The sequence below is a fragment of the Chryseobacterium aquifrigidense genome (genome assembly GCF_006716485.1).
Taxonomy (GTDB): domain Bacteria; phylum Bacteroidota; class Bacteroidia; order Flavobacteriales; family Weeksellaceae; genus Chryseobacterium; species Chryseobacterium vietnamense.
Window position 1 is genome coordinate 197,649 of the sequence record NZ_VFPD01000004.1, and the last position, 19,304, is coordinate 216,952.

Sequence of the window (19,304 nt, forward strand, 5' to 3'; positions counted from 1 at the left end):
TTTATTCTATTATCCAATAAGCTCTTTTGCCTGTGCTAAAGCAGCTTCCGTAATTTTACTTCCGGATAGTAACTGGGCAATTTCGTTCAGTTTTTCCTCATTAGTCAAAGGAATGATGGTAGATTGTGTTCTTCCGGAAATATCTTGTTTTACTACTTTATAATTGTCGTTTCCTTTAGCAGCAACCTGTGCAAGGTGGGAAATAACAATTAACTGCATGTCTTCAGACATTTCTCTCATCAGGTTTCCGATTTCTTCAGCTACTTTCCCTGAAACACCGGTATCTATTTCGTCAAGAATCAAAGTTGGCAGTTCATCACTTTCTGCAATGATTTTCTTTACCGCAAGCATAACCCTTGATCTTTCTCCTCCTGAAATAGCCGTTTGAATTGGCTTTAAAGGAAAGCCGGAGTTGGCCTGAAACAGTAATTGAATACTTTCTTTTCCAAACTGATTAAATTCATCAGCATCCTCTAATTCTATATCCACTTTTGCTTTTTCGAGTCCTAATTTCTTGAGAAGACTTTCTGCTTTTTTAATGAAAACAGGAACATTCTTGTGTCTGTTCTTTGAAAGTTTTGCAGCAAGGCTCTGCAGTGTTTTTTCTTTTTGAGAAATATTTTTCTCAGTTTCTTCAATCTGTATTTCCAGGTCTGAGGCTCCTTTCTGGTCTCCTGCCAGCTGATTTCTGATCTCAATGAGTTCATTAAGGTCTGAAACATTATGTTTAAGAAATAAAGCGTTGATTTTATTATTAAGATCGGTAAGGTATATCAGGTTTTCAGGATTGATTTCCACTCTTTCCGCTTCATGTTCAAGTTCGGAAATGATATCTTTAAGTTCTACAAATGAGGTTTCCAGTCTTGAATGAAGTTCAGCGAAACTGGTAGAAACTTCGGAAATCTTTGAAAGTTTACTGGTTGCTTCATTAAAGAATGACAGAATTCCTATTTCCTCCTGATGAAACCTTGATAAAATCTGTCCTACATTTTCGGAGATCATTCCTGCATTTTCCTGAATAGAAAGCTGATTCTGAACATCTTCAAAATCAACATCGTCAAGCTTGAGCTCTTCCAATTCGTTGAGTAAAAATTCTTTATAATCGCTTTCTTTATTAGATTCCGAAAGTTGGGTTTTCAGCTTTTTCAACAACAACTTCAGCGTTTGAAATTCAGAAAACTCCTGTTGATACTCTTCAATAATTTTTTTATTATCAGAAAGTCCGTCAATAATTTTAAACTGATATTCTGAGGTAAAAAGATTGGATGTTTCAAACTGGGAATGGATATCGATCAGCTGTGAGGAAAGTTCTCTAAGAATATCCAACGTTACCGGTACATCATTAATGAATGCACGGGATTTTCCTGAGGGCAGTATTTCTCTTCGGATAATCGTCTGAAGCTCATAGTCCAGATCGTTTTCAATAAAGAATTTCTTAAACTGATTATTGAGAGAAAACTCGGTTTCCACCACACTTTTTTCTTCAGCTTTGGCAATTGATTTTACATCTGCTCTTTCACCTAAAATAAGCCGGAGAGCACCTAGAATAATAGATTTACCTGCCCCCGTTTCTCCGGTAATGACCTGTAAACCATTTTTCAATGATACTTCAAGGGTATCAATCAGGGCAAAGTTTTTAATGTAAATTCTCGAAAGCATTGATAATCCGGGTTATAATCCAATTTGAGTTTGAACTGTAAAAATAAGTTTTTTTTCATTCCTGTCCGATTAATTAAAGCATAATTAACAGATCGCTCCTCCGAGACTTTATTTTTCTGCTAACAACGGATCTCAATGGGATCAAATCCAGCTCCTGTGGGAGCTAACTGTTAATAGGACGTATTTGTTTTAAAATTATAGCTCCGTAGGAGCGACCTGTTAATTCATACCATAAATATTGATATTATCAATGTATGAATACCGGACAGTAATGGTTTTTTTGTGAAGGAACAAAATATTTTTTAATGACTTTTTAATAATCAAGCGGCCATCTCTCAACTTATCCACCAATTTTTAGACTTTCCATTTATTCCACTTATTCTCTATATTCTTCGGTGAAAGGATGATCATTGTTTGTTTTAGATCATTAAGAATCAGTCCTCCATTATTTCCGGAATTGAAGATATTGAAAATTTCATCGCTTTTGGTGTCCATGAACAGATTAAAGAAGAACGCCTGCTGGAAGTTGTTTTCGTACATTTTTAATTGCATCAGTGCATCAAAAATAACTTTTTTCCCGGCAGTCTGATCCTGGTTGAAAAGGTTATCTAATCCAGCTCTGTGGTAAGTATAGATAGTGGAACGTAGCTGCGCCCAATTAGGGTTCATAATTTCGTTGATCAGAATAGAACGGCTTCTTGGCTCATTGATGGTATTCCAGCCCTCATAGTTTCTGTTTTGGGAATTCTGTGCAATCTGCTGTGCTTTTGCGTACCATTGTGATCCTCCCATAGACTGGAAGCTATCTGCATCCAGACCCAGAATAACATAGATATAGAAACTGATCACATCTGTGAGATTCTTTCCGGAAAACTGTCTTTCATTAAAAATAAGACTCTCATTTTCAATATATTCAAAAGCAAATCTCTGATCCTGAAGGTTCAGTAAAGGAGATTCATAGGTGGTATTATAAACAGGTCTTACTGCCTGAATAACAATAGTTCCTTTGAATTTGTTCACGTCCCTTTCAGAAATAACAATGGAAAAAGCACATTTTATTTTTTCAAAATTCTGAAGCTTTTTACCTGTCCAGCTTGTATTATTAATAAAATCCCTGAGACTTTTCTCCAATGCTTTATAGGCCTGCTGGTTACTTCCTCCCAGCTGATTGGAATTGACCTGTACCGTTGACAGCAGCTCCTGAGAAAAACTTTGGGTGTATAGAAATAACAGAAAAAATAAACTTATAATTTTTTTCATTGTCTATTAAAAATTGAGAACGGAAATTTATTAAAATTATTTTAAAAGTTGAGCCTCAACAAAATTGAGAATATCTTTTGCTACTTCATCCTTGGATTTCAGATTGAATTCCTTCTTCCCTGTTTTGGTAAATATCTTGATTTTATTGGTATCATTTTTAAAACCGGCTCCTTCGTCACGCAAGGAATTGAGAACGATCATATCCAGGTTTTTCTTTTCCAGTTTTCCTCTGGCATTTTCTTCTTCATTTTGAGTTTCCAGCGCAAATCCTACCAAAAACTGGTGGGTTTTCTTTTCGCCCATTGTTTTAAGGATGTCTGGGTTTTTAACCAATTCAATAGTCAGGTTTTCATCATTTTTTTTGATTTTTTCCTTAGCTACGTCCTTTGGAGCATAATCTGCTACTGCTGCGCTGGCAATTCCAATGTCTATTCTGTCGTAAAATTCAAATACTTTGGCCAGCATTTCTTTGGCTGAAGTTACTTTATGAAGCTCAACATTCGGATCATTAATGGTTTGAAAACTAGGCCCTGAAATCAGAATTACTTTTGCTCCTCTTTTTGAAGCTTCTTCTGCGAGAGAGAATCCCATTTTTCCTGATGAATGATTTCCGATGAATCTTACCGGATCTATCGCTTCATAGGTAGGCCCGGCAGTAATTAAAACCGTTTTTCCTTCAAGGCTTCGGGATTGGATATCTGACTTAAAGTACTTTTCAACAGCATTAAAAATTGTTGCCGGCTCTGCCATTCTTCCCTGTCCGATCAGTCCGCTGGCCAACTCTCCGTTTTCTGCAGGAACGATAATATGTCCAAAGCTTTCTGCAAGCTCCAGATTCTTTGTTGTAGAAGGGTGTGCATACATATCAAGATCCATTGCAGGCGCAATAAATACCGGACATTTGGCAGACATATAGGTGGCAATAATGAGGTTATCACACATTCCGTGAACCATTTTAGACAGTGTATTGGCTGTACATGGGGCAACGATCATAACATCTGCCCACAGAGCCATTTCCACATGACTGTTCCATGTTCCGTTATCACTATAAAAATCCGAATACACCGGTTTTTTGGATAATGTAGACAGGCTTAGTTTCGTTACAAAATTTTCTGCATCAGGCGTCATAATAACCTGTACCTCGGCACCTTTCTTCACAAAGTCTCTGATCAGAAAATGGATTTTGTAAGCTGCGATTCCTCCAGAGACCGCGATAAGTATCTTTTTACCGGAAACACTCATTGAGTTCTAATTTTTTGAAATACTAAAGTACTTATTTTTTCCCACACAATGAGGGTTTAAAACAACAAAGGTCATAAAAGAAGTGAATTCTTTTATGACCTTGATTTATTAAAATACAGAAGATTACTTTCTCTCTTCTGTTTTTCTGAAATAAACATCTTCGTTTAACCATTCTTCAATAGCAATTGAAGTTGGCTTTGGAAGCTTTTCGTAATGTTTAGAGATCTCAATTTGCTCTCTGTTTTCGAAAACCTCTTCTAATGTAGAATTGTGAACGGCAAATTCATCCAATTTGTTGTGAAGTTCCGTACGGATCTCCGCATTGATCTGCTCTGCTCTCTTTCCCATGATAACAATAGCTTCATAGATTGAACCTACTTTATCTTCAATCTTATCTTTGTCGTAAGTAATAGTATTTACTTCTGCTTTTGTATCTTTTACACTCATTTTGAGAAAATTATTTTTATTTTAAGATGGCAAATTTACGAATTATCTTTGAATTTTGAAAGTCGCTGCAGGAGGAGGGGTCTTAAGTGCTGCACTGTCCCTCTGTAACTGCATTGCTTTCTTTTCATTACTGATCTGATCTTTAATTTGCTGTTCTGTTTTATCTTTATCTGCCAGTTTTTCAGCTTCTTTTTTCTGTTTGGCAGTCAAAGCCGCAATTTTGGCCTCCGCTTGTTTTTTCACCCCTACGAAATTCTGTTTTTCCTTTTCCAGTTTTTCTCTAAGATCAGCTGCTGTTTTAGAATATTCCGTGTTAGGCAGTTCTTTTTCTACCAGTTTTGTATAAGTAAGAGCACTTTCAATACGCTCATCTTTAAGATTATATACAGATTTCATCGCCAGTTCATAACGTGATTTCATGATATAGTCATAAATTTTTGAACGAAGTTTTGTACTTGGAAAATCTTCCAAAACATTTTCAAATGCTACATTGGCTGCTTTATACTCACCCATTTTGTAGTATTGTCTTCCGTTTTCATATGCTTTAAATTCCAGCTTATAAGACAACTCATCAATTAACTGGCTGATATTTTTAGATCTTTCAGAGTTAGGATAATTGTTCAGGAAGTCCTGAAGTTCATTGATCGCCAATTCTGTACTTGACTGATCCAGGTTATAATCCATAGACCCTTCATAGTAGCATAATGCAGACATGTATGCTGCTTCTTCTGCTCTCGGATCTTTAGGGAAACTTACTGCGAAATTTTTAAACTGGTGACCTGCCAGCTTATAACTTTTGTCATAATAGTTGGCATAAGCTGTATTGAAACCTACGTTAGGAAAATCATCTGTTCCTGCCACAAGATTGGCAAGTCTGTCATAAAGCGCCAATGCATTTTTCCACTTTTTCTTAGCAAAATTATCATTAGCAGCCTTTAAGATAAATTCTTTATCAGCACTTCTCATTGCTCTTTCCTGCTGGCTTACGCAAGATGTAATCACCGCTACAGCAAAAAGACCTAAAATATATTTTTTCATATATAAAATTCAACAGTTTTCGGATTATACAGCCGATTTACTAATTTGCAAAAATATAACTTTTTTGCCAATAGATTTTTTTTTATGAATATTTAACGTAATTTTAGTCTGCAGCGTATCCCAAAATCGCAAAAACACTTAATAAAAGATTCATTCTCACCTTTTTCTCCGCTTCTTTTGCATAGGTTTCCTCATTTTTGCTCGGAACATAGAGCTCATAGAAATTTTTATTCCTGATGACAAATAAAGTGGAGCCGATAATCATGGTAAGAATGTCTTCAGGTTTGGGTGTAAAAGTAAAAACTCCTGATGCGACACCTTTTTTAATGACTTCGTCCAGTTTTTTCACAAATAGCTGATAGAAATCCAGCAGTTCATCTTTCAGATTTTCTGTATGACGAAGCTCCTGGGTCACAAAACCATGGAAATAATTATACTTGAAAAGCTGAGAAACGATATATTTAATCATTTCCCGTAATTGCATTTCAGGTTTACCATCCTTGATTGTATCTGCAAATTCTGAAAAATTCTCTCTGGTTTTCAGTACCCTGTACTGATAGAGATAAGACATCATTTTCTCTTTAGAACCGAAATAATAAGAGATCATGGCGACATTGATATTTGCTTTAGAACAAATATCTCTTACAGAAGTTCCCTCGTATCCTTTTTTTGCAATCAGCTCTTCTGCAATATCCAGTATGTGAATCTGTTTTTCTGTAAATTTTTTTTTCATGAAGTGTACTTTGAGTAAAGTTAAGAAATTTTTAACACATTTATAAACGATCGTTTAATAATTTTAAATTAATTCTGAAAATACTTACTTTTGACTATGGACTTTTTTGATTTTCATCATCATAAGAAATATATCAGAAACGGAATTTACAATCTGAACAGTGGACAAATTCCGCCCGACTTTCCTTATTCTATAGGAATTCATCCCCAGGATATTGATGTTAATAATCTCGAACAGCAGTTTTTATGGATGAAAGGCATGATGTTTCAAAACTGTTTTGCTATTGGTGAATGTGGTTTAGATTCTTTGGTTTCTATAGATCAGAAAATCCAGGAAGAAGTTTTCTTAAGACAGATCAGGATGGCTAACGAAGTCAGAAAACCGATGATTATTCATTGTGTCAGAAAATTTTATGAAGTCATTTCTTTTAAAAAGAAGGCGGAACAGCCCATGATTATTCATGGTTTTAATAAAAAGCATCAAATTGCAGAAGACCTTCTTGCTAATAATTTTTACCTGAGTTTTGGAAAAGCTGTTTTGTATAATTTATCTTTGCAGGATATTTTAAAAAACACTCCCTTAGACAAATTCTTTTTAGAAACTGACAATGAAGATTTTAACATTGAAGAATTGTATGGTAAGGTTTCAGAAATAAAAGGTATTTCTTTGGAACAGCTCAATGAACAAATTTTAGAAAATTTAGAGACAATAAAAAATGGATAAGTACTGGTTGGAAAGAACGGAACTTCTGGTAAAAGAAGAAGGTTTGGAAAAATTAAATAAGGCCACTGTTTTGGTTGTTGGATTAGGCGGTGTCGGTTCTTTTGCTGCTGAATTTCTGGCAAGAGCCGGTGTAGGAAATATGACGATTGTGGATGGTGATACAGTAGATATTACGAATATCAACAGACAGTTACCTGCCTTACGTTCTACTGTAGGAAAACATAAAGTAGAAGTTGTAGCCGAAAGACTTTTAGATATTAATCCTGATCTTAATTTAACCACAATCAATGAGTTTCTAAATCCTGAAAGAATGGATGAAGTTCTGGATTCTGCAAAATTTGATTATGTGTTGGACTGTATAGACAGCGTTACTCCAAAACTCTGTCTGATTATCGCAGCCAAAAGAAGAAGGATAAAAATCGTAAGTTCAATGGGTGCCGGCGGAAAAACCGACCCAAGCAAGGTAATGGTAAGGGACATCAGCAAAACGGAACACTGCCACCTGGCAAGACAAGTAAGAAAAAGGCTGAAAAAGGTAAAAATAGACAAAGGAGTCCGTTGTGTTTTTGCTAATGATATTCAGGATGAAGAAAGTTTAAAAATGACGGACGGAACTAATTATAAAAGATCTTTTTACGGAACAATAAGCTATATGCCAGCAATTTTCGGGTTGTATACTGCTTCAGAAGTGATTAATTATTTATTAAATCAGGATTAAAATATTTTCCAGCTATTTTACAGATTTTACAAAACGATTTTATGTATTAGTCTGTGAAATCAGCAAGAGAAAAATAAAAACTATATTTACACTCCGTAAATGACAAATTCCAAATATCCCAGAGCAGAAAAGCTCAAAAAAAACACGGAGATCAGTTTGCTTTTTGAAAAAGGCAAATGGAGAACGAGTGGAAATCTGAGAATTATTATTCTAAAGGATAAACCCAACCTTCCTGTAGAAGCTGCAAGATTTGGAGTTTCCGTTTCTAAAAGATACTTTAAAAGAGCGGTGCACAGGAATCGCATCAAAAGATTACTGAGAGAATGCTATCGCCTGAATAAAGATCTTTTCAAACAAGCCTTCGGAGAAAAAACGATGGCAATGCTGTTTTGGGTTTCTTCTGAGATGCCTCCGAAATTCCAGGACGTGGAGGCGCAGTTTATCAAGCTTTGTGAAGCACAGAAAAAGTAAACTTTTTATATGGAATGAAGTTTCATATGAATCTTCGCATAGTTTTTGTACTTTTAGGGAAAACAATAAATCTGAAAATTAATATGTTAGAGAATGTTCCCTATTTTTCCTATATAATCAGTGCATTTATCGGTATTGGATTGGCGGCAGCTACAGGCTTCCGGGTATTCCTTCCCATGTTTGTTGTAAGCCTTGCTTCTTATTTTAACTGGATTCCGATGAATGAGCATTTTGAATGGCTTGCGGGTCTCCCTACGCTTATTACAACAGGAATAGCCACTATTATTGAGATATTGGCTTATTACATCCCTTTTGTCGATCATTTACTGGATACTGTTTCTATTCCCATGGCAACAGTGGCAGGCTCCATATTATTTGCCAGTCAGTTTGCTGAACTTGGGACTTTTCCACAATGGGCACTGGCCTTAATTGCCGGTGGAGGAACAGCAGCTACTATCAGTTCCGGATTTGCAGGAATAAGGGCTGCATCTACAGCGACTACAGGAGGTTTGGGAAATTCCATGGTAGGAACAACGGAGACAGCGGGCGCGGGTATTATGTCTATCCTTGCGATGGCAGCTCCGGTATTGGCCGCAATATTTGCCATCATTACCTTAATTGTTGTTATTGTATTTGGGCGAAAGGCCTGGAAAAAATTAAGAAGCAGTAAAAGCAATTCTCAAAAGTTATAAAACAAAAAAAAGGTACTGTTATAAGCAGTACCTTTTATTTTAATTTTTACTTCTGAAGTCCTTAATATCCTGAATTCTGGATTCAAAATATTCTTTTTTCTCAGGACTCTTTTTGATTAATATTTCAAACGCTTTTATTGCCTTTGTATATAGTTTCTGCTCAAAATAAAGGTTAGCCAATGTCTCCGTCATCAAATGCGAGATATCATCATTCTTTTCTTTTACAACATAGGTACTTTCTTCTTTTAACTGACTGATTCTAGGATTGTTCTCAATGAAATTCTCAATAGCTTTTTCTTTGATTTCTGATTTTTCCTTTTCAATCTCTTCTGTTCTGTCAATCTTAAGCCAGCTCTGCCACGTATTGATAAAACCAGGAACGTTGCTGTCTAATGATGATTGAGTCGTATTTTTCATAGTAACCTCCTGCACTTTGTCTACAGGTTCTTCTTTCTTTTCTTCAACCTTAAGGGTAGAAATATCGGCCCCGAAGAATGAAACATTCATCACAGGAACATCTTCTTTTAAAGTTCCTGTTTTTTCTTCTCCAGTTGATTCCATTGGAGCAGCATTATCTTCTTTAGCTTCAGAAGTTTCCGCTATTGGTAAAACTTCTTCCTGAACAGCTTCGGGAGATTGTGTCTCTTCAATAATACCTTCATCTGTAACAGGAGTTACTTCCACTGCCGGCGTTTTTATTTCAGGAGTTGATACCTGTTCCGGCTTACTGATTAAAGAATCCGGCATATTGGATTCCACACTCATTGGTTTCCATGCAGATTGCACTTCAGGAGTTTCTTCTATTTTTTCTTCTGCAACTTCAGAATTAGCTTCTTCTACAGGTAATTGATTCTCAACAGCTTCTTTCTGCAGCGGCTCTTCTTTGATTTCTGCAGGCTTGTCTTCACTGGTGGACCAAAAATGAAAATTCTGGGTTTCCGCGAAGCTAATTTCATGATCTTCAGCTATTTCAGGCTCTATTGCTTCTTCTTGTGGAACAGGCTTAGCTTCTTTCATTTTTTTCTCAACCTCTTCAATCAGGCGTCTCATTTCCTCCTCGTGTTTGTTCACATTCGGTTTGGAAATTTCAACGGTCTCCGCTATTTCCTCGTTGTTGGCCTGGATCTTAACGTCCGGCATAAATGAATCTGTTCCATGGAAGCTTACTTCAGCATCAGATAATTCCACTGAAGGCACTTCTTCATTACTTCTTTCTTTTACAACAGAAATCTGATCTTCGTTGACAATCATTTCCGGTGTAAAATTTTCTCCAGCTTCCTGTTCTTCTTCAGCCTGTATTTCCACTTGTTCAACAGGCTCTTGCTCAGCAACAATTTCAGTTTCGTGAGCTGCTGATTCTGCTTTTACAGACTCTTCTTCAATATTAACTTCCGGTACTAAGGGTGCTATTTCGTGAAAACTGATATTTTCTTCTTCTTCAACCTTTTCTTCTTCTTTTTCGGAAGAAATCTGTTCTTCGTGAATGATGGTTTCCGGTGTAAATTCCTCTCCACCATTTTCCTCAGCTTCAACCTGCACAGGCTCTACTTTCTCCTGATCCGGTCCTTCAACTACAGGCTCAGCCTTCTGGGTTACCAGAGTTCCCGATTCAAGGGTAGATTCAATATCTATCGTCTCAGAATTTTCCTCATCCAGGAAGTTTTCTTCTCCTTCAAATAAAATTCTGTTTCGCTCACCATTTATGTAAATGTGCTTAACGTCTTGCAAAGTCGGTAAAACACAAGTATTCTCTTTTTCCTCTAGTGGCTTTTCCAAAGAAACGTCCTCTTCTCTTTTGATAGGAAAGGGTTTCGCCTTTGGTGTAAATTGAGAAGGTTTTTCAATTGTTTTAGAAAGCTTTTTCTCTTCAACAATTTCAGGTTTAGCCTCCTGTCTGATCTTTCCATTGATCAGCTGATATAGAATCTTTTTATCAGTAGTATATGCTGCCGTAGTGGAAAGCTCTTTCTGATAATTTTCTTTTTCATACAGATGCACCCCATACAGGTGAAGTGCCCTGATATTCTGAATATAAGGAAAAGTGTGAATCTCTTCTTTCAAAAGACCAAGGTCTTCGGACTGAATATTTTTCGGATTTTTTATTAATTCTAAAACTCTCGGATTCATCTTACCAATTCGCTACAATGTCGTTAAATATCTTGTTAATAATTCTATCTGTTACCAGTTTTACCTGCTGGTCTTCGATCTGGCTTAGAGATACATCACTGTTGAAAGCCGCTTCATCAGAGTATGTTCTGTCAAAACTTGCATCCGGATGAATTTTGTTTTCATAATGTACCTTTACGGTAATCGTAAGTTTATTCTGTGCCTGCTGAATCACTCCACCAGAAGGGTTTGTCTGGGTATTGGAACTGATTGTGGTAGGGGTAATGGAATAGTCTGTAATTTCACCTTCTATCAGGATATCCGGATTTTCTTTTGTTCCTTTCAAAGTGGTTCTCTGAAGGAATCTGTTTTGTATTGCTGTAGAAAACTGTTGGGATAATGCCGGGTTTACAAGAGGTGCATTATTGGGAAATTCATTGATCTGAACTGTTTTCTCGTCTGTAAGAGACGATCCCGTAAAACTGTAACATGAATTTAAAACTCCCAGCAACGCAAAAAGCATTCCCGTTAACAGTGATTGTTTCAGGCTGATATTGTTAATTTTAAAGTTCATTTTTAGATCCGATTTCAATAATTTCATCATACTCAATTTGTTGAATAGCATCTTCATAAGCAAAATAATTCGCTGTATATAAAAACGGTAAGGTAAGAAAAATTCCTATCCCGCAGGCAACAATACCAATCTGGGACAAAATACTTACTACCAATGAGAAAAGGAAGATTGACAATAAATTTCCTTTGGTCATTATTTTTGAAATATTCCAGGCTTCTTTCACTTCTTTGATTCCTTTAAGACTGATTAATGGAATGATATAAAAGCCTTTTAATACAAAGTAATATATAGCTGCTATTAATAAAAATATATATGGAAACACAAAAAGTGCAACCATTGGATTGGGTTCATGACTATCAGATAATGCACCTGATATACCCAGCACAGCCAATAAAGGAATGTAAAGTAATAAAACACCTCCAAAAATAATTAACTGCAGCATAAAATAAGGCATGAAATCTTTGAAATCAAAAATATCTCCCGGGCTTGCCGGCTGACTTCTGTTCAGCCTTTGAAGGTATTTGTACATATTGCCCATTGCAAGCAGTCCACAGAATGGAATAATAGACATCACAAAGCATGCTAAAAATGCCAGGAAAATATTTCCGAAATCTTTCTTTAAAAGTTCGACTCCTTTGTTAATGTATTCTCCGAGTTTAAAATTGATCGGCTTAGGTGTTAAATTGACTTTCATTATTTATGTTGTGCTAATCTTCCAGGTTATATTGTTTTATTTTTCTGTATAAAGTTCTTTGTGAGATTCCCAGCTCATCTGCCGCTCTGTTCCTACGTCCTTTATGCTTCTCCAAAGCTTTGATAATCAAATCTTTTTCGTTATTTTGAAGAGAAAGGGATTCTGGTCTGTTTTCTTCAATTTCGATATCTTCAATATCTTCATAGCTGTCGTCAGGAGTTGAGATAATCGTGGGAGTCTGAACAGCAGGCGTATCATTATTATTTTCAAAATATAACATTGACCCGGAATTCACTTGCGGCTGACTATCAGAAGTATAAATTCTGTTAATCAGGTTTTTCTCATGGTTGCTCAGATCTGCTGTTCCTCTGTTCTTGATTAATTCCGAAGTTAAGGATTTTAAATCATTAATATCATTCCTCATATCGAACAGAATTTTATACATGATTTCCCTTTCACTTCCGAAGTCGCTCTGCTTAGGGGTGCTTGGAGTATTTACCACCATCGGAAGATGGGTTTCCATAGGAATATACTCAGCAAGTTTCTCAGCAGTGATATTTCTGTTCCTTTCCACAACGGTCATCTGCTCTACTAAATTTCTTAGCTGGCGGACGTTCCCCGGGAAGGAATAACTTTCTATGTAATGAACAGCACTCTGCTCCAGTTCCAGTTCCGGCATTCTGTATTTTTCCGCAAAGTCTATGGCAAATTTTCTGAATAGCAAATGGATATCTCCTTTTCTTTCTCTCAAAGGCGGCATATCAATCTGAACGGTATTCAAACGGTAATACAAATCCTCACGGAATCTTCCATCATGGATAGCTTTCATCATATTAACGTTGGTAGCTGCCACAATTCTCACATTGGTTTTCTGTACCTGTGACGAACCCACTTTCATAAATTCACCACTTTCCAGCACTCTTAAAAGACGAACCTGGGTCTGTAGAGGAAGTTCTCCTACCTCATCCAGAAAGATGGTTCCGCCGTCTGCTACTTCAAAATATCCTTTTCTGGTAGCGGTGGCTCCTGTAAAAGCTCCTTTTTCGTGCCCGAACAGCTCAGAGTCTATGGTTCCTTCCGGAATTGCTCCACAGTTTACCACAATATAAGGCTGATGTTTTCTTCTGGATTCTGAATGAATGATTTTCGGAATAAATTCTTTTCCTACTCCACTTTCTCCAATCACCAGTACAGAAATATCTGTAGGGGCCACCTGAATAGATTTTTCCAGGGCACGATTGAGTGCGGGAAAGTTTCCGATAATTCCGAAACGGTTTTTTATGTTTTGTAGCTCGTTGCTCATAAGTAAATTTTTGATTATTGATTTAATGTTAATCTTCTACAGCGCTTCAATCTGTTGTCTGTAGACTTTGTTAAAGTGATGAGTATAGACATCTTTCATAGTCTTTCCTTCATCATACGTTTGCAGGGCTAACATTTTTAAATCCAAATAATCTTTGTTTCTGATCTTAGAAACTTTACTTTTAAAGTATATATTCTCGGCAAAGTTGTATTCTTTGCTTTGTTTTTCAAAATTTTCCAGGGCCTTGTCATATCTTCCCAGCTCAAAATAGGTAACCCCAAGCTGATAATGATCGAACATTCCCTTCACATAACCTCTGGTAGCCAGAAGCCTTTCTATAATCCCAGCCGCTTTTTCTTTCTGTCCTAAAGTACTGTAGGACATAGCTCTCACTACATCCAGATTATAGTCTCCGTTTTGAGATCTTCCCAAATCTCCGGTGTAGTATTTTTTTAATCCTTCTAAATCCTGAATGGCACCTTTATAGTCTCTCAAGAACTGAAACTTTGTCCAGCCTCTGTAGCCAAGATGCATTTTAGGATCTAAGGCAACTGCTTTATCAATTAGAATCTTCCAGGTTATGAAATCTCCGTTTTTAAGATATGGAACTGCTTTTTCCATATAAGCATGGGAGAAATCGGGGCACAATTCAATGGCTTTATCGAAACCTTCCTGAGATTCTGCGAAACCTTGTAAATCTGAAGCCCAGTTGTATAACTCACACGCTTTTTTGCAGTTCTCACCCTCTACTGCATTACAGTTGACCTGTGCAATAGTATTGGTGTAAACGATAAGTAACAAAAAGCTAAGGTAATACCTCTGAAACTTTTCCATTTTCAATTTTATAGGTTAAATACTGATAATAATCTACTTTTAAACCTTTTATCTCTTTCAGATCCGGGATTATATACCATAATCTGAACAGTACTGTCTTTCCTTCACAATTTACTAAAATCTTACGGTAATATGTCCGTTGATCTTTTTTAAGAATATATATTTTCTTTTTTTAAGTTTTTTAGTGATGGTAACTTAATTTTATTCTACTGTTCTCCCTAAAAGTGTGCCTTGCGTATTGTCATACACGAAAACGTTCACAATGTCACCTATTTTCTGTCCTTCCAGTTTATCGAAGACACATACAGCATTCTGAGAGTTTCTTCCTTTCCATTGGTTTTTATTCTTCTTGGAAATCCCTTCAATCAGCACCTCATGCACTCTTCCTACATAAGATTTCATTCTTTGGCTGGAAAGCTCACCTTGAAGCGCAATAACCTCAGCAAGACGTCTCTGTTTCACATCAGCCGGAATATTATCTTCCATTTTTTTGTGAGCTGGTGTTCCCGGTCTTTCTGAGTACGCAAACATATAACCGTAGTCATACTCTACTTCTCTCATCAGGCTTAAAGTATCCTGGTGATCTTTTTCTGTTTCATTACAGAATCCAACGATCATATCCTGAGAAAATGCAACTTCAGGAACAATTTCCTTCGCTTTTCTGATCAGATCAAGATATTCTTCACGGGTATGCTGTCTGTTCATTGCTTCAAGCATATTGTTGCTTCCGCTCTGTACAGGAAGGTGTACGTATTTACAGATATTGTCGTGTTTCGCCATCATTCTGAATACATCCAGGCTCATATCCTGCGGATTTGAGGTAGAGAATCTGATTCTAAGCTCCGGAACGGCTTTAGCCACTAAATCAAGCAATTGAGCAAAATTAACAGCGGTTGCTTTCTGCATTTCAGAAGCTTTGGCAAAATCTTTTTTAGGACCACCTCCATACCAAAGGTAAGAGTCTACATTTTGGCCTAAAAGGGTAATTTCTTTATATCCGTTATTGGCAAGATCTTTACATTCTTCAATAATAGAGTGTGGATCACGGCTTCTTTCTCTCCCTCTGGTAAAAGGAACTACACAGAATGTACACATGTTATCACAACCTCTGGTAATGGTGACAAATGCGGTAACACCGTTTCCTCCTAAACGAACAGGATTAATATCTGCGTAAGTCTCTTCCTTGGAAAGAATTACATTGATAGCATCTCTTCCGTCATCGGTTTCTTTTAAAAGATTCGGCAGGTCTCTATAGGCATCCGGACCTACAACAAGGTCTACTAATTGTTCTTCTTCTAAGAATTTGGTTTTCAATCTCTCCGCCATACATCCCAGTACTCCTACCGTCATATTCGGTCTTTCTTTTTTCAGATTTTTAAACTGAGAAAGACGCATTCTTACGGTTTGTTCTGCTTTTTCACGGATGGAACATGTATTTAAAAGAATCAGGTCAGCTTCTTCAACTTTCATGGTTGTATTATAGCCCTGTTCATTGAGAATTGATGCAACAATTTCAGAGTCAGAGAAGTTCATCTGACAGCCATAGCTTTCTAAAAACAGTTTTTTAGAGTTCTCCGGTCTTTCTGCAATAGCAAAAGCTTCGCCCTGTTTTGTTTCGTCTATATATTTTTCCTGCACGATAATCGATTTAAAGTCCGTAGTTTTAAATTACGAACGAATAAGTTTGCAAAGATACAAAATATTGTGACAGAATGTCAGGATTATCTTTCAGTAAATGTTATTGAAAACTGTACCGGAAATGAAATCCTCTCAACAATAGGAATATCTTTATAAAAAGCTGGTATCCAGATCTTTTTCATCCTTGCAAGAGTTCGCATAAAATCAATATTGAAATTTTTATTATCAACTTCAGGATAAATTCTGGGATTGGTAATATGCCCGTCTTTACTGATATAAAACTCCAGATTTACTTTCCCGTTAAGCTGATAATCTGAAAAAATCGTCATAAAATTATCATGAAATAAGGTATGAAAAGCTTTCGATCCTTCAGGGTATTTGGTATGCGCTACAAATTTATTGGCATCATAACCAGGCTGATAATTGCTCATTACATCTTTTGGATATAAAATAAACTCAGTAATGGCTCCAATTTTCCAACCTTTTGCTTCAGCCGGCTTCCATTTTTTAAGATTCTTAAGAACTTCTCTGGAAAGATCATATGCACATTTGTTCCTTGCAATATTAGCAGTATCCTGATCTTTAATAAATTTAACTTCAGATTTTTCGGTGATGATAATTCTAGGTTGATAAATTTCTTTATCATCACATTCCTTCAATTTACTATTAATAAGAAACTCATGGACATCTTTGTAAAAATTAACCATTCCGCCTTCATAAAAGGTTTGTTTCTCCGGATATTCATCAAGTATCTGCGCTTTATACAGAGATACAAAAGCCAGAAAAAACATAATAAAAGTCTTTTTCATTATTGTGTTTAAATTATTTAATCAATATCAGCAGACATTGAAGAGAAGTTCATTTTAACTTTAATCTGTGATGCTACTGGCTTTCCACTACAAGATGCCGGAATCCAGCTTTTCTTTATTCTTCTTACGACGTACTGCATATCATCAAAAAAAACTTCGCTATTGGTCACTTTAGGCATTCCTTTTACATCAACTACTTTTCCTTTTTCATCAAGCATCAAGGTAAATGTAAAATCTCCCGTCAAAGCATAGAAATCGGAATTCAGATAGGCATAAATATATTTGTTCAGGATATCTTTGTAGGCTGCTACACCTCCTTCATAAGCTGCAGGTTTAAAATCATTACATTTTACAGCCACCTGCATAAAAGGTTCTTTGATATCTATTTTCAGAACATTTTTATTGCTCTCCCTGATAAAAGAATCATCACGTTCTTCCTGATCCTGTGCAAAGGAAAAATTCACTGTGCACAAAGCCAAAAATAAAAGTACTGTTCTCATAATTGTTTACTAATAATAAGCAAAGGTAAATATTTAGCACATTTATAAAAAAGAAAAACTTCACGCAAAGCATGAAGTTTTACATATAGATTCTGAATTTCAGATAACTTTTCAATCATTTATTTCTTCTTATAGCAGGCCTTTGATGTGTTTATAATTGGTCTTTACCGTTTCAAAAACCTCATCCATTTTACCTCCAAGCATCAATTGAGCCATAGATTTGGTCATTCCCATGATCTGATCAAATTCAATCTTCGGAGGAAGAGCCAGTGCATTGGGATTGGTAAAAATATTCAGCAGATAAGGTCCATCGTGATCCAGACATTCCCTGATAGCACTTTCCACTTCTTCGGGAAGGTGCACATTTTTCCCGGGATAGCCCATGGCATGTGCTACCAGGGCAAAATCAGGGTTGAGCATATCTGTTTCATTATCCGGCATTCCGCCAACTTCCATTTCAAGCTTTACCATTCCTAGAGTTCTGTTATTAAAAACAATTAATTTTACTGGAAGTTTATACTGAAAAATAGTAGCCATATCTCCCAACAACATAGATAATCCTCCGTCTCCGCACATCGCAATAACCTGTTTTTCAGGATGAGCTAAAGCCGCTCCAATAGCCATTGGCATTGCATTCGCCATAGAACCATGGTTAAATGAACCCAGCATTTTCCTTTCACCCGTTCCCGTAATAAAACGGGCTCCCCAGACGCAGCACATTCCTGTGTCTACAGTAAAAATAGCATCATTTTCGGCAAGCTTATCCAAAGTGTGTGCTACATATTCCGGCTGAATAGCGTTCTCTTTTCCAAAATCCTTTACATACTCCAACTGGCTTTCTTTTACTTTATCGTAAAACGCAAGCTGTTCATTCAGAAAGTGGACATCCGCTTTTTCTTCCAATAAAGGAAGCAATGCTTTAATGGTTTCTTTGACATCTCCTGCAAGACCCAACTCCAGCTTGGCTCTTCTTCCTAATCTTTCAGGGCTTTCATCAATCTGCACTATCTTATTTTTTACTGGCATGAATTTCTGATAAGGAAAATCTGTCCCTAAAAGAATTACGAGATCAGCTTCGTGCATGGCATGATAAGCTGAAGGAAATCCTAAGAGCCCTGTAAGTCCTATTTCATTTGGATTATTGGGCTGGATAGCCATTTTCCCCCGAAATGAATATCCCACAGGTGCTTTTAACAGCTTAGACAAAGCAACTACCTCAGCGCGGGCTTCAGCCGCACCTATACCACAGTACAGGGTTATCTTTTTACTATTGTTTATAAGGGTTGACAAGCTTTTCAACTCGCTATCCGAAGGTCTTATGACAGGATTGGTTTTAAATATTTGAGTGGAAGTAGAGCCTTCCTCAGCATCTAATTCGGAAACATCTCCGGGAAGACCTATCACCGCTACTCCTTTTTTGGAGATCGCATGCTGAATAGCAGTTTGTACGGTTCTCTGTACCTGTTCAGGTCTTGTAATCATCTGATTATAGTAGCTGCAGTCATCAAATAGCTTTATCGTATTGGTTTCCTGAAAATAATCCATTCCCATTTCATCACTTGGGATTGTGGACGCAATGACCAGCATGGGAACATGAGAGCGATGGGCTTCATACACTCCATTGATCAGATGAACATGCCCTGGACCACAGCTTCCGGCACATACAGCCAATCCATCAAGCTCTGCCTCTGCAGCAGCAGCATAAGCTCCTACTTCTTCATGTCTTACATGAATCCATTGGATACTGCTTTTTTTGACAGCAATATTCAGGTGATTAAGACTGTCGCCGGTTACTGCATAAATTCTTTTCACATTGGCATTTTCGAGCATTTCAACAATTTGCTCTGCTATGTTTTTCGCCAT

The 19,304-nt window shown here is 36.7% G+C and carries 19 protein-coding genes; 4 read left to right on the forward strand and 15 right to left on the reverse strand.

Annotated elements, in window-relative coordinates; all coding sequences use genetic code 11:
- Positions 1 to 9: 9 nt before the first annotated feature.
- The 6 genes from FB551_RS21700 to FB551_RS21725 all read right to left on the reverse strand — a co-directional run bounded on the left by FB551_RS21700 (position 10) and on the right by FB551_RS21725 (position 6,379).
- Positions 10 to 1,659: a DNA repair protein RecN gene (locus tag FB551_RS21700; protein WP_142018902.1), complete on the reverse strand. Its 1,650-nt coding sequence runs from the start codon at positions 1,657 to 1,659 to the stop codon at positions 10 to 12.
- Between the two features lie 354 nt (positions 1,660 to 2,013).
- Positions 2,014 to 2,919, reverse strand: coding sequence for a type IX secretion system protein PorD (gene porD / locus FB551_RS21705; protein WP_142018903.1), 906 nt, complete (start codon positions 2,917 to 2,919; stop codon positions 2,014 to 2,016).
- 36 nt (positions 2,920 to 2,955) lie between these two features.
- Positions 2,956 to 4,161, reverse strand: a complete 1,206-nt coding sequence (coaBC, locus tag FB551_RS21710; protein ID WP_142018904.1) for a bifunctional phosphopantothenoylcysteine decarboxylase/phosphopantothenate--cysteine ligase CoaBC — start codon at positions 4,159 to 4,161, stop codon at positions 2,956 to 2,958.
- A gap of 123 nt (positions 4,162 to 4,284) precedes the next feature.
- Positions 4,285 to 4,608, reverse strand: a complete 324-nt coding sequence (locus tag FB551_RS21715) for a DNA-directed RNA polymerase subunit omega (protein WP_034681463.1) — start codon at positions 4,606 to 4,608, stop codon at positions 4,285 to 4,287.
- Positions 4,609 to 4,650: 42 nt separating this feature from the next.
- A complete protein-coding gene (locus tag FB551_RS21720) occupies positions 4,651 to 5,646 on the reverse strand; it encodes an outer membrane protein assembly factor BamD (protein WP_142018905.1) in 996 nt (331 codons plus the stop codon).
- A 103-nt stretch (positions 5,647 to 5,749) separates the two neighbouring features.
- Positions 5,750 to 6,379 carry a TetR/AcrR family transcriptional regulator gene (locus tag FB551_RS21725; protein WP_047428771.1) on the reverse strand — a complete coding sequence of 210 codons (630 nt, stop codon included), beginning with the start codon at positions 6,377 to 6,379 and terminating at the stop codon, positions 5,750 to 5,752.
- A gap of 96 nt (positions 6,380 to 6,475) precedes the next feature.
- On the opposite strand from FB551_RS21725, the gene FB551_RS21730 reads away from it, so the two are divergent.
- The 4 genes from FB551_RS21730 to FB551_RS21745 all read left to right on the forward strand — a co-directional run bounded on the left by FB551_RS21730 (position 6,476) and on the right by FB551_RS21745 (position 8,983).
- The gene (locus FB551_RS21730; RefSeq protein ID WP_142018906.1) at positions 6,476 to 7,102 is read left to right on the forward strand and encodes a TatD family hydrolase; all 627 of its coding nucleotides are present in this window, start codon (positions 6,476 to 6,478) and stop codon (positions 7,100 to 7,102) included.
- Complete coding sequence (locus tag FB551_RS21735) at positions 7,095 to 7,820, forward strand: tRNA threonylcarbamoyladenosine dehydratase (RefSeq protein ID WP_142018907.1); 726 nt, start codon at positions 7,095 to 7,097, stop codon at positions 7,818 to 7,820. The genes FB551_RS21730 and FB551_RS21735 overlap by 8 nt, the downstream gene beginning before the upstream one ends.
- A 99-nt stretch (positions 7,821 to 7,919) precedes the next feature.
- A complete protein-coding gene (gene rnpA, locus FB551_RS21740) occupies positions 7,920 to 8,291 on the forward strand; it encodes a ribonuclease P protein component (protein WP_142018908.1) in 372 nt (123 codons plus the stop codon).
- 83 nt (positions 8,292 to 8,374) lie between these two features.
- A complete protein-coding gene (locus FB551_RS21745; protein WP_047428763.1) occupies positions 8,375 to 8,983 on the forward strand; it encodes a DUF4126 domain-containing protein in 609 nt (202 codons plus the stop codon).
- Positions 8,984 to 9,022: 39 nt separating this feature from the next.
- Here FB551_RS21745 and FB551_RS21750 read toward each other — a convergent pair whose 3' ends face one another.
- The 9 genes from FB551_RS21750 to FB551_RS21790 form a co-directional block, all read right to left on the reverse strand.
- A complete protein-coding gene (locus tag FB551_RS21750; RefSeq protein ID WP_142018909.1) occupies positions 9,023 to 11,110 on the reverse strand; it encodes a hypothetical protein in 2,088 nt (695 codons plus the stop codon).
- 1 nt (position 11,111) lies between these two features.
- Complete coding sequence (locus FB551_RS21755; RefSeq protein WP_051934227.1) at positions 11,112 to 11,663, reverse strand: LptE family protein; 552 nt, start codon at positions 11,661 to 11,663, stop codon at positions 11,112 to 11,114.
- A complete protein-coding gene (locus FB551_RS21760) occupies positions 11,653 to 12,357 on the reverse strand; it encodes a hypothetical protein (RefSeq protein WP_142018910.1) in 705 nt (234 codons plus the stop codon). Before FB551_RS21760 ends, FB551_RS21755 begins: the two co-directional genes overlap by 11 nt.
- A gap of 13 nt (positions 12,358 to 12,370) precedes the next feature.
- A complete protein-coding gene (locus FB551_RS21765; protein WP_142018911.1) occupies positions 12,371 to 13,660 on the reverse strand; it encodes a sigma-54 interaction domain-containing protein in 1,290 nt (429 codons plus the stop codon).
- A 36-nt stretch (positions 13,661 to 13,696) separates the two neighbouring features.
- Positions 13,697 to 14,494 (reverse strand): tetratricopeptide repeat protein, encoded by a 798-nt coding sequence (locus FB551_RS21770; RefSeq protein ID WP_142018912.1) that lies wholly within the window; start codon positions 14,492 to 14,494, stop codon positions 13,697 to 13,699.
- Between the two features lie 201 nt (positions 14,495 to 14,695).
- Entirely contained in the window at positions 14,696 to 16,132 is a 1,437-nt protein-coding gene (gene miaB, locus FB551_RS21775) for a tRNA (N6-isopentenyl adenosine(37)-C2)-methylthiotransferase MiaB (protein WP_142018913.1), read from the reverse strand.
- Positions 16,133 to 16,215: 83 nt separating this feature from the next.
- Positions 16,216 to 16,941 carry an energy transducer TonB gene (locus FB551_RS21780; protein ID WP_142018914.1) on the reverse strand — a complete coding sequence of 242 codons (726 nt, stop codon included), beginning with the start codon at positions 16,939 to 16,941 and terminating at the stop codon, positions 16,216 to 16,218.
- Positions 16,942 to 16,958: 17 nt separating this feature from the next.
- The gene (locus FB551_RS21785) at positions 16,959 to 17,441 is read right to left on the reverse strand and encodes a hypothetical protein (protein ID WP_226798760.1); all 483 of its coding nucleotides are present in this window, start codon (positions 17,439 to 17,441) and stop codon (positions 16,959 to 16,961) included.
- A gap of 129 nt (positions 17,442 to 17,570) precedes the next feature.
- A complete protein-coding gene (locus tag FB551_RS21790; RefSeq protein WP_142018915.1) occupies positions 17,571 to 19,304 on the reverse strand; it encodes a thiamine pyrophosphate-dependent enzyme in 1,734 nt (577 codons plus the stop codon).

Excerpts from the sequence above, each read along its gene's own strand:
- FB551_RS21700 (WP_142018902.1), bottom strand. The coding sequence starts at position 1,659 with ATGCTTTCGAGAATTTACATTAAAAACTTTGCCCTGATTGATACCCTT.
- porD (WP_142018903.1), bottom strand. The coding sequence starts at position 2,919 with ATGAAAAAAATTATAAGTTTATTTTTTCTGTTATTTCTATACACCCAA.
- coaBC (WP_142018904.1), bottom strand. The coding sequence starts at position 4,161 with ATGAGTGTTTCCGGTAAAAAGATACTTATCGCGGTCTCTGGAGGAATC.
- FB551_RS21715 (WP_034681463.1), bottom strand. The coding sequence starts at position 4,608 with ATGAGTGTAAAAGATACAAAAGCAGAAGTAAATACTATTACTTACGAC.
- FB551_RS21720 (WP_142018905.1), bottom strand. The coding sequence starts at position 5,646 with ATGAAAAAATATATTTTAGGTCTTTTTGCTGTAGCGGTGATTACATCT.
- FB551_RS21725 (WP_047428771.1), bottom strand. The coding sequence starts at position 6,379 with ATGAAAAAAAAATTTACAGAAAAACAGATTCACATACTGGATATTGCA.
- FB551_RS21730 (WP_142018906.1), top strand. The coding sequence starts at position 6,476 with ATGGACTTTTTTGATTTTCATCATCATAAGAAATATATCAGAAACGGA.
- FB551_RS21735 (WP_142018907.1), top strand. The coding sequence starts at position 7,095 with ATGGATAAGTACTGGTTGGAAAGAACGGAACTTCTGGTAAAAGAAGAA.
- rnpA (WP_142018908.1), top strand. The coding sequence starts at position 7,920 with ATGACAAATTCCAAATATCCCAGAGCAGAAAAGCTCAAAAAAAACACG.
- FB551_RS21745 (WP_047428763.1), top strand. The coding sequence starts at position 8,375 with ATGTTAGAGAATGTTCCCTATTTTTCCTATATAATCAGTGCATTTATC.
- FB551_RS21750 (WP_142018909.1), bottom strand. The coding sequence starts at position 11,110 with ATGAATCCGAGAGTTTTAGAATTAATAAAAAATCCGAAAAATATTCAG.
- FB551_RS21755 (WP_051934227.1), bottom strand. The coding sequence starts at position 11,663 with ATGAACTTTAAAATTAACAATATCAGCCTGAAACAATCACTGTTAACG.
- FB551_RS21760 (WP_142018910.1), bottom strand. The coding sequence starts at position 12,357 with ATGAAAGTCAATTTAACACCTAAGCCGATCAATTTTAAACTCGGAGAA.
- FB551_RS21765 (WP_142018911.1), bottom strand. The coding sequence starts at position 13,660 with ATGAGCAACGAGCTACAAAACATAAAAAACCGTTTCGGAATTATCGGA.
- FB551_RS21770 (WP_142018912.1), bottom strand. The coding sequence starts at position 14,494 with ATGGAAAAGTTTCAGAGGTATTACCTTAGCTTTTTGTTACTTATCGTT.
- FB551_RS21780 (WP_142018914.1), bottom strand. The coding sequence starts at position 16,941 with ATGAAAAAGACTTTTATTATGTTTTTTCTGGCTTTTGTATCTCTGTAT.
- FB551_RS21785 (WP_226798760.1), bottom strand. The coding sequence starts at position 17,441 with ATGAGAACAGTACTTTTATTTTTGGCTTTGTGCACAGTGAATTTTTCC.
- FB551_RS21790 (WP_142018915.1), bottom strand. The coding sequence starts at position 19,304 with ATGGCGAAAAACATAGCAGAGCAAATTGTTGAAATGCTCGAAAATGCC.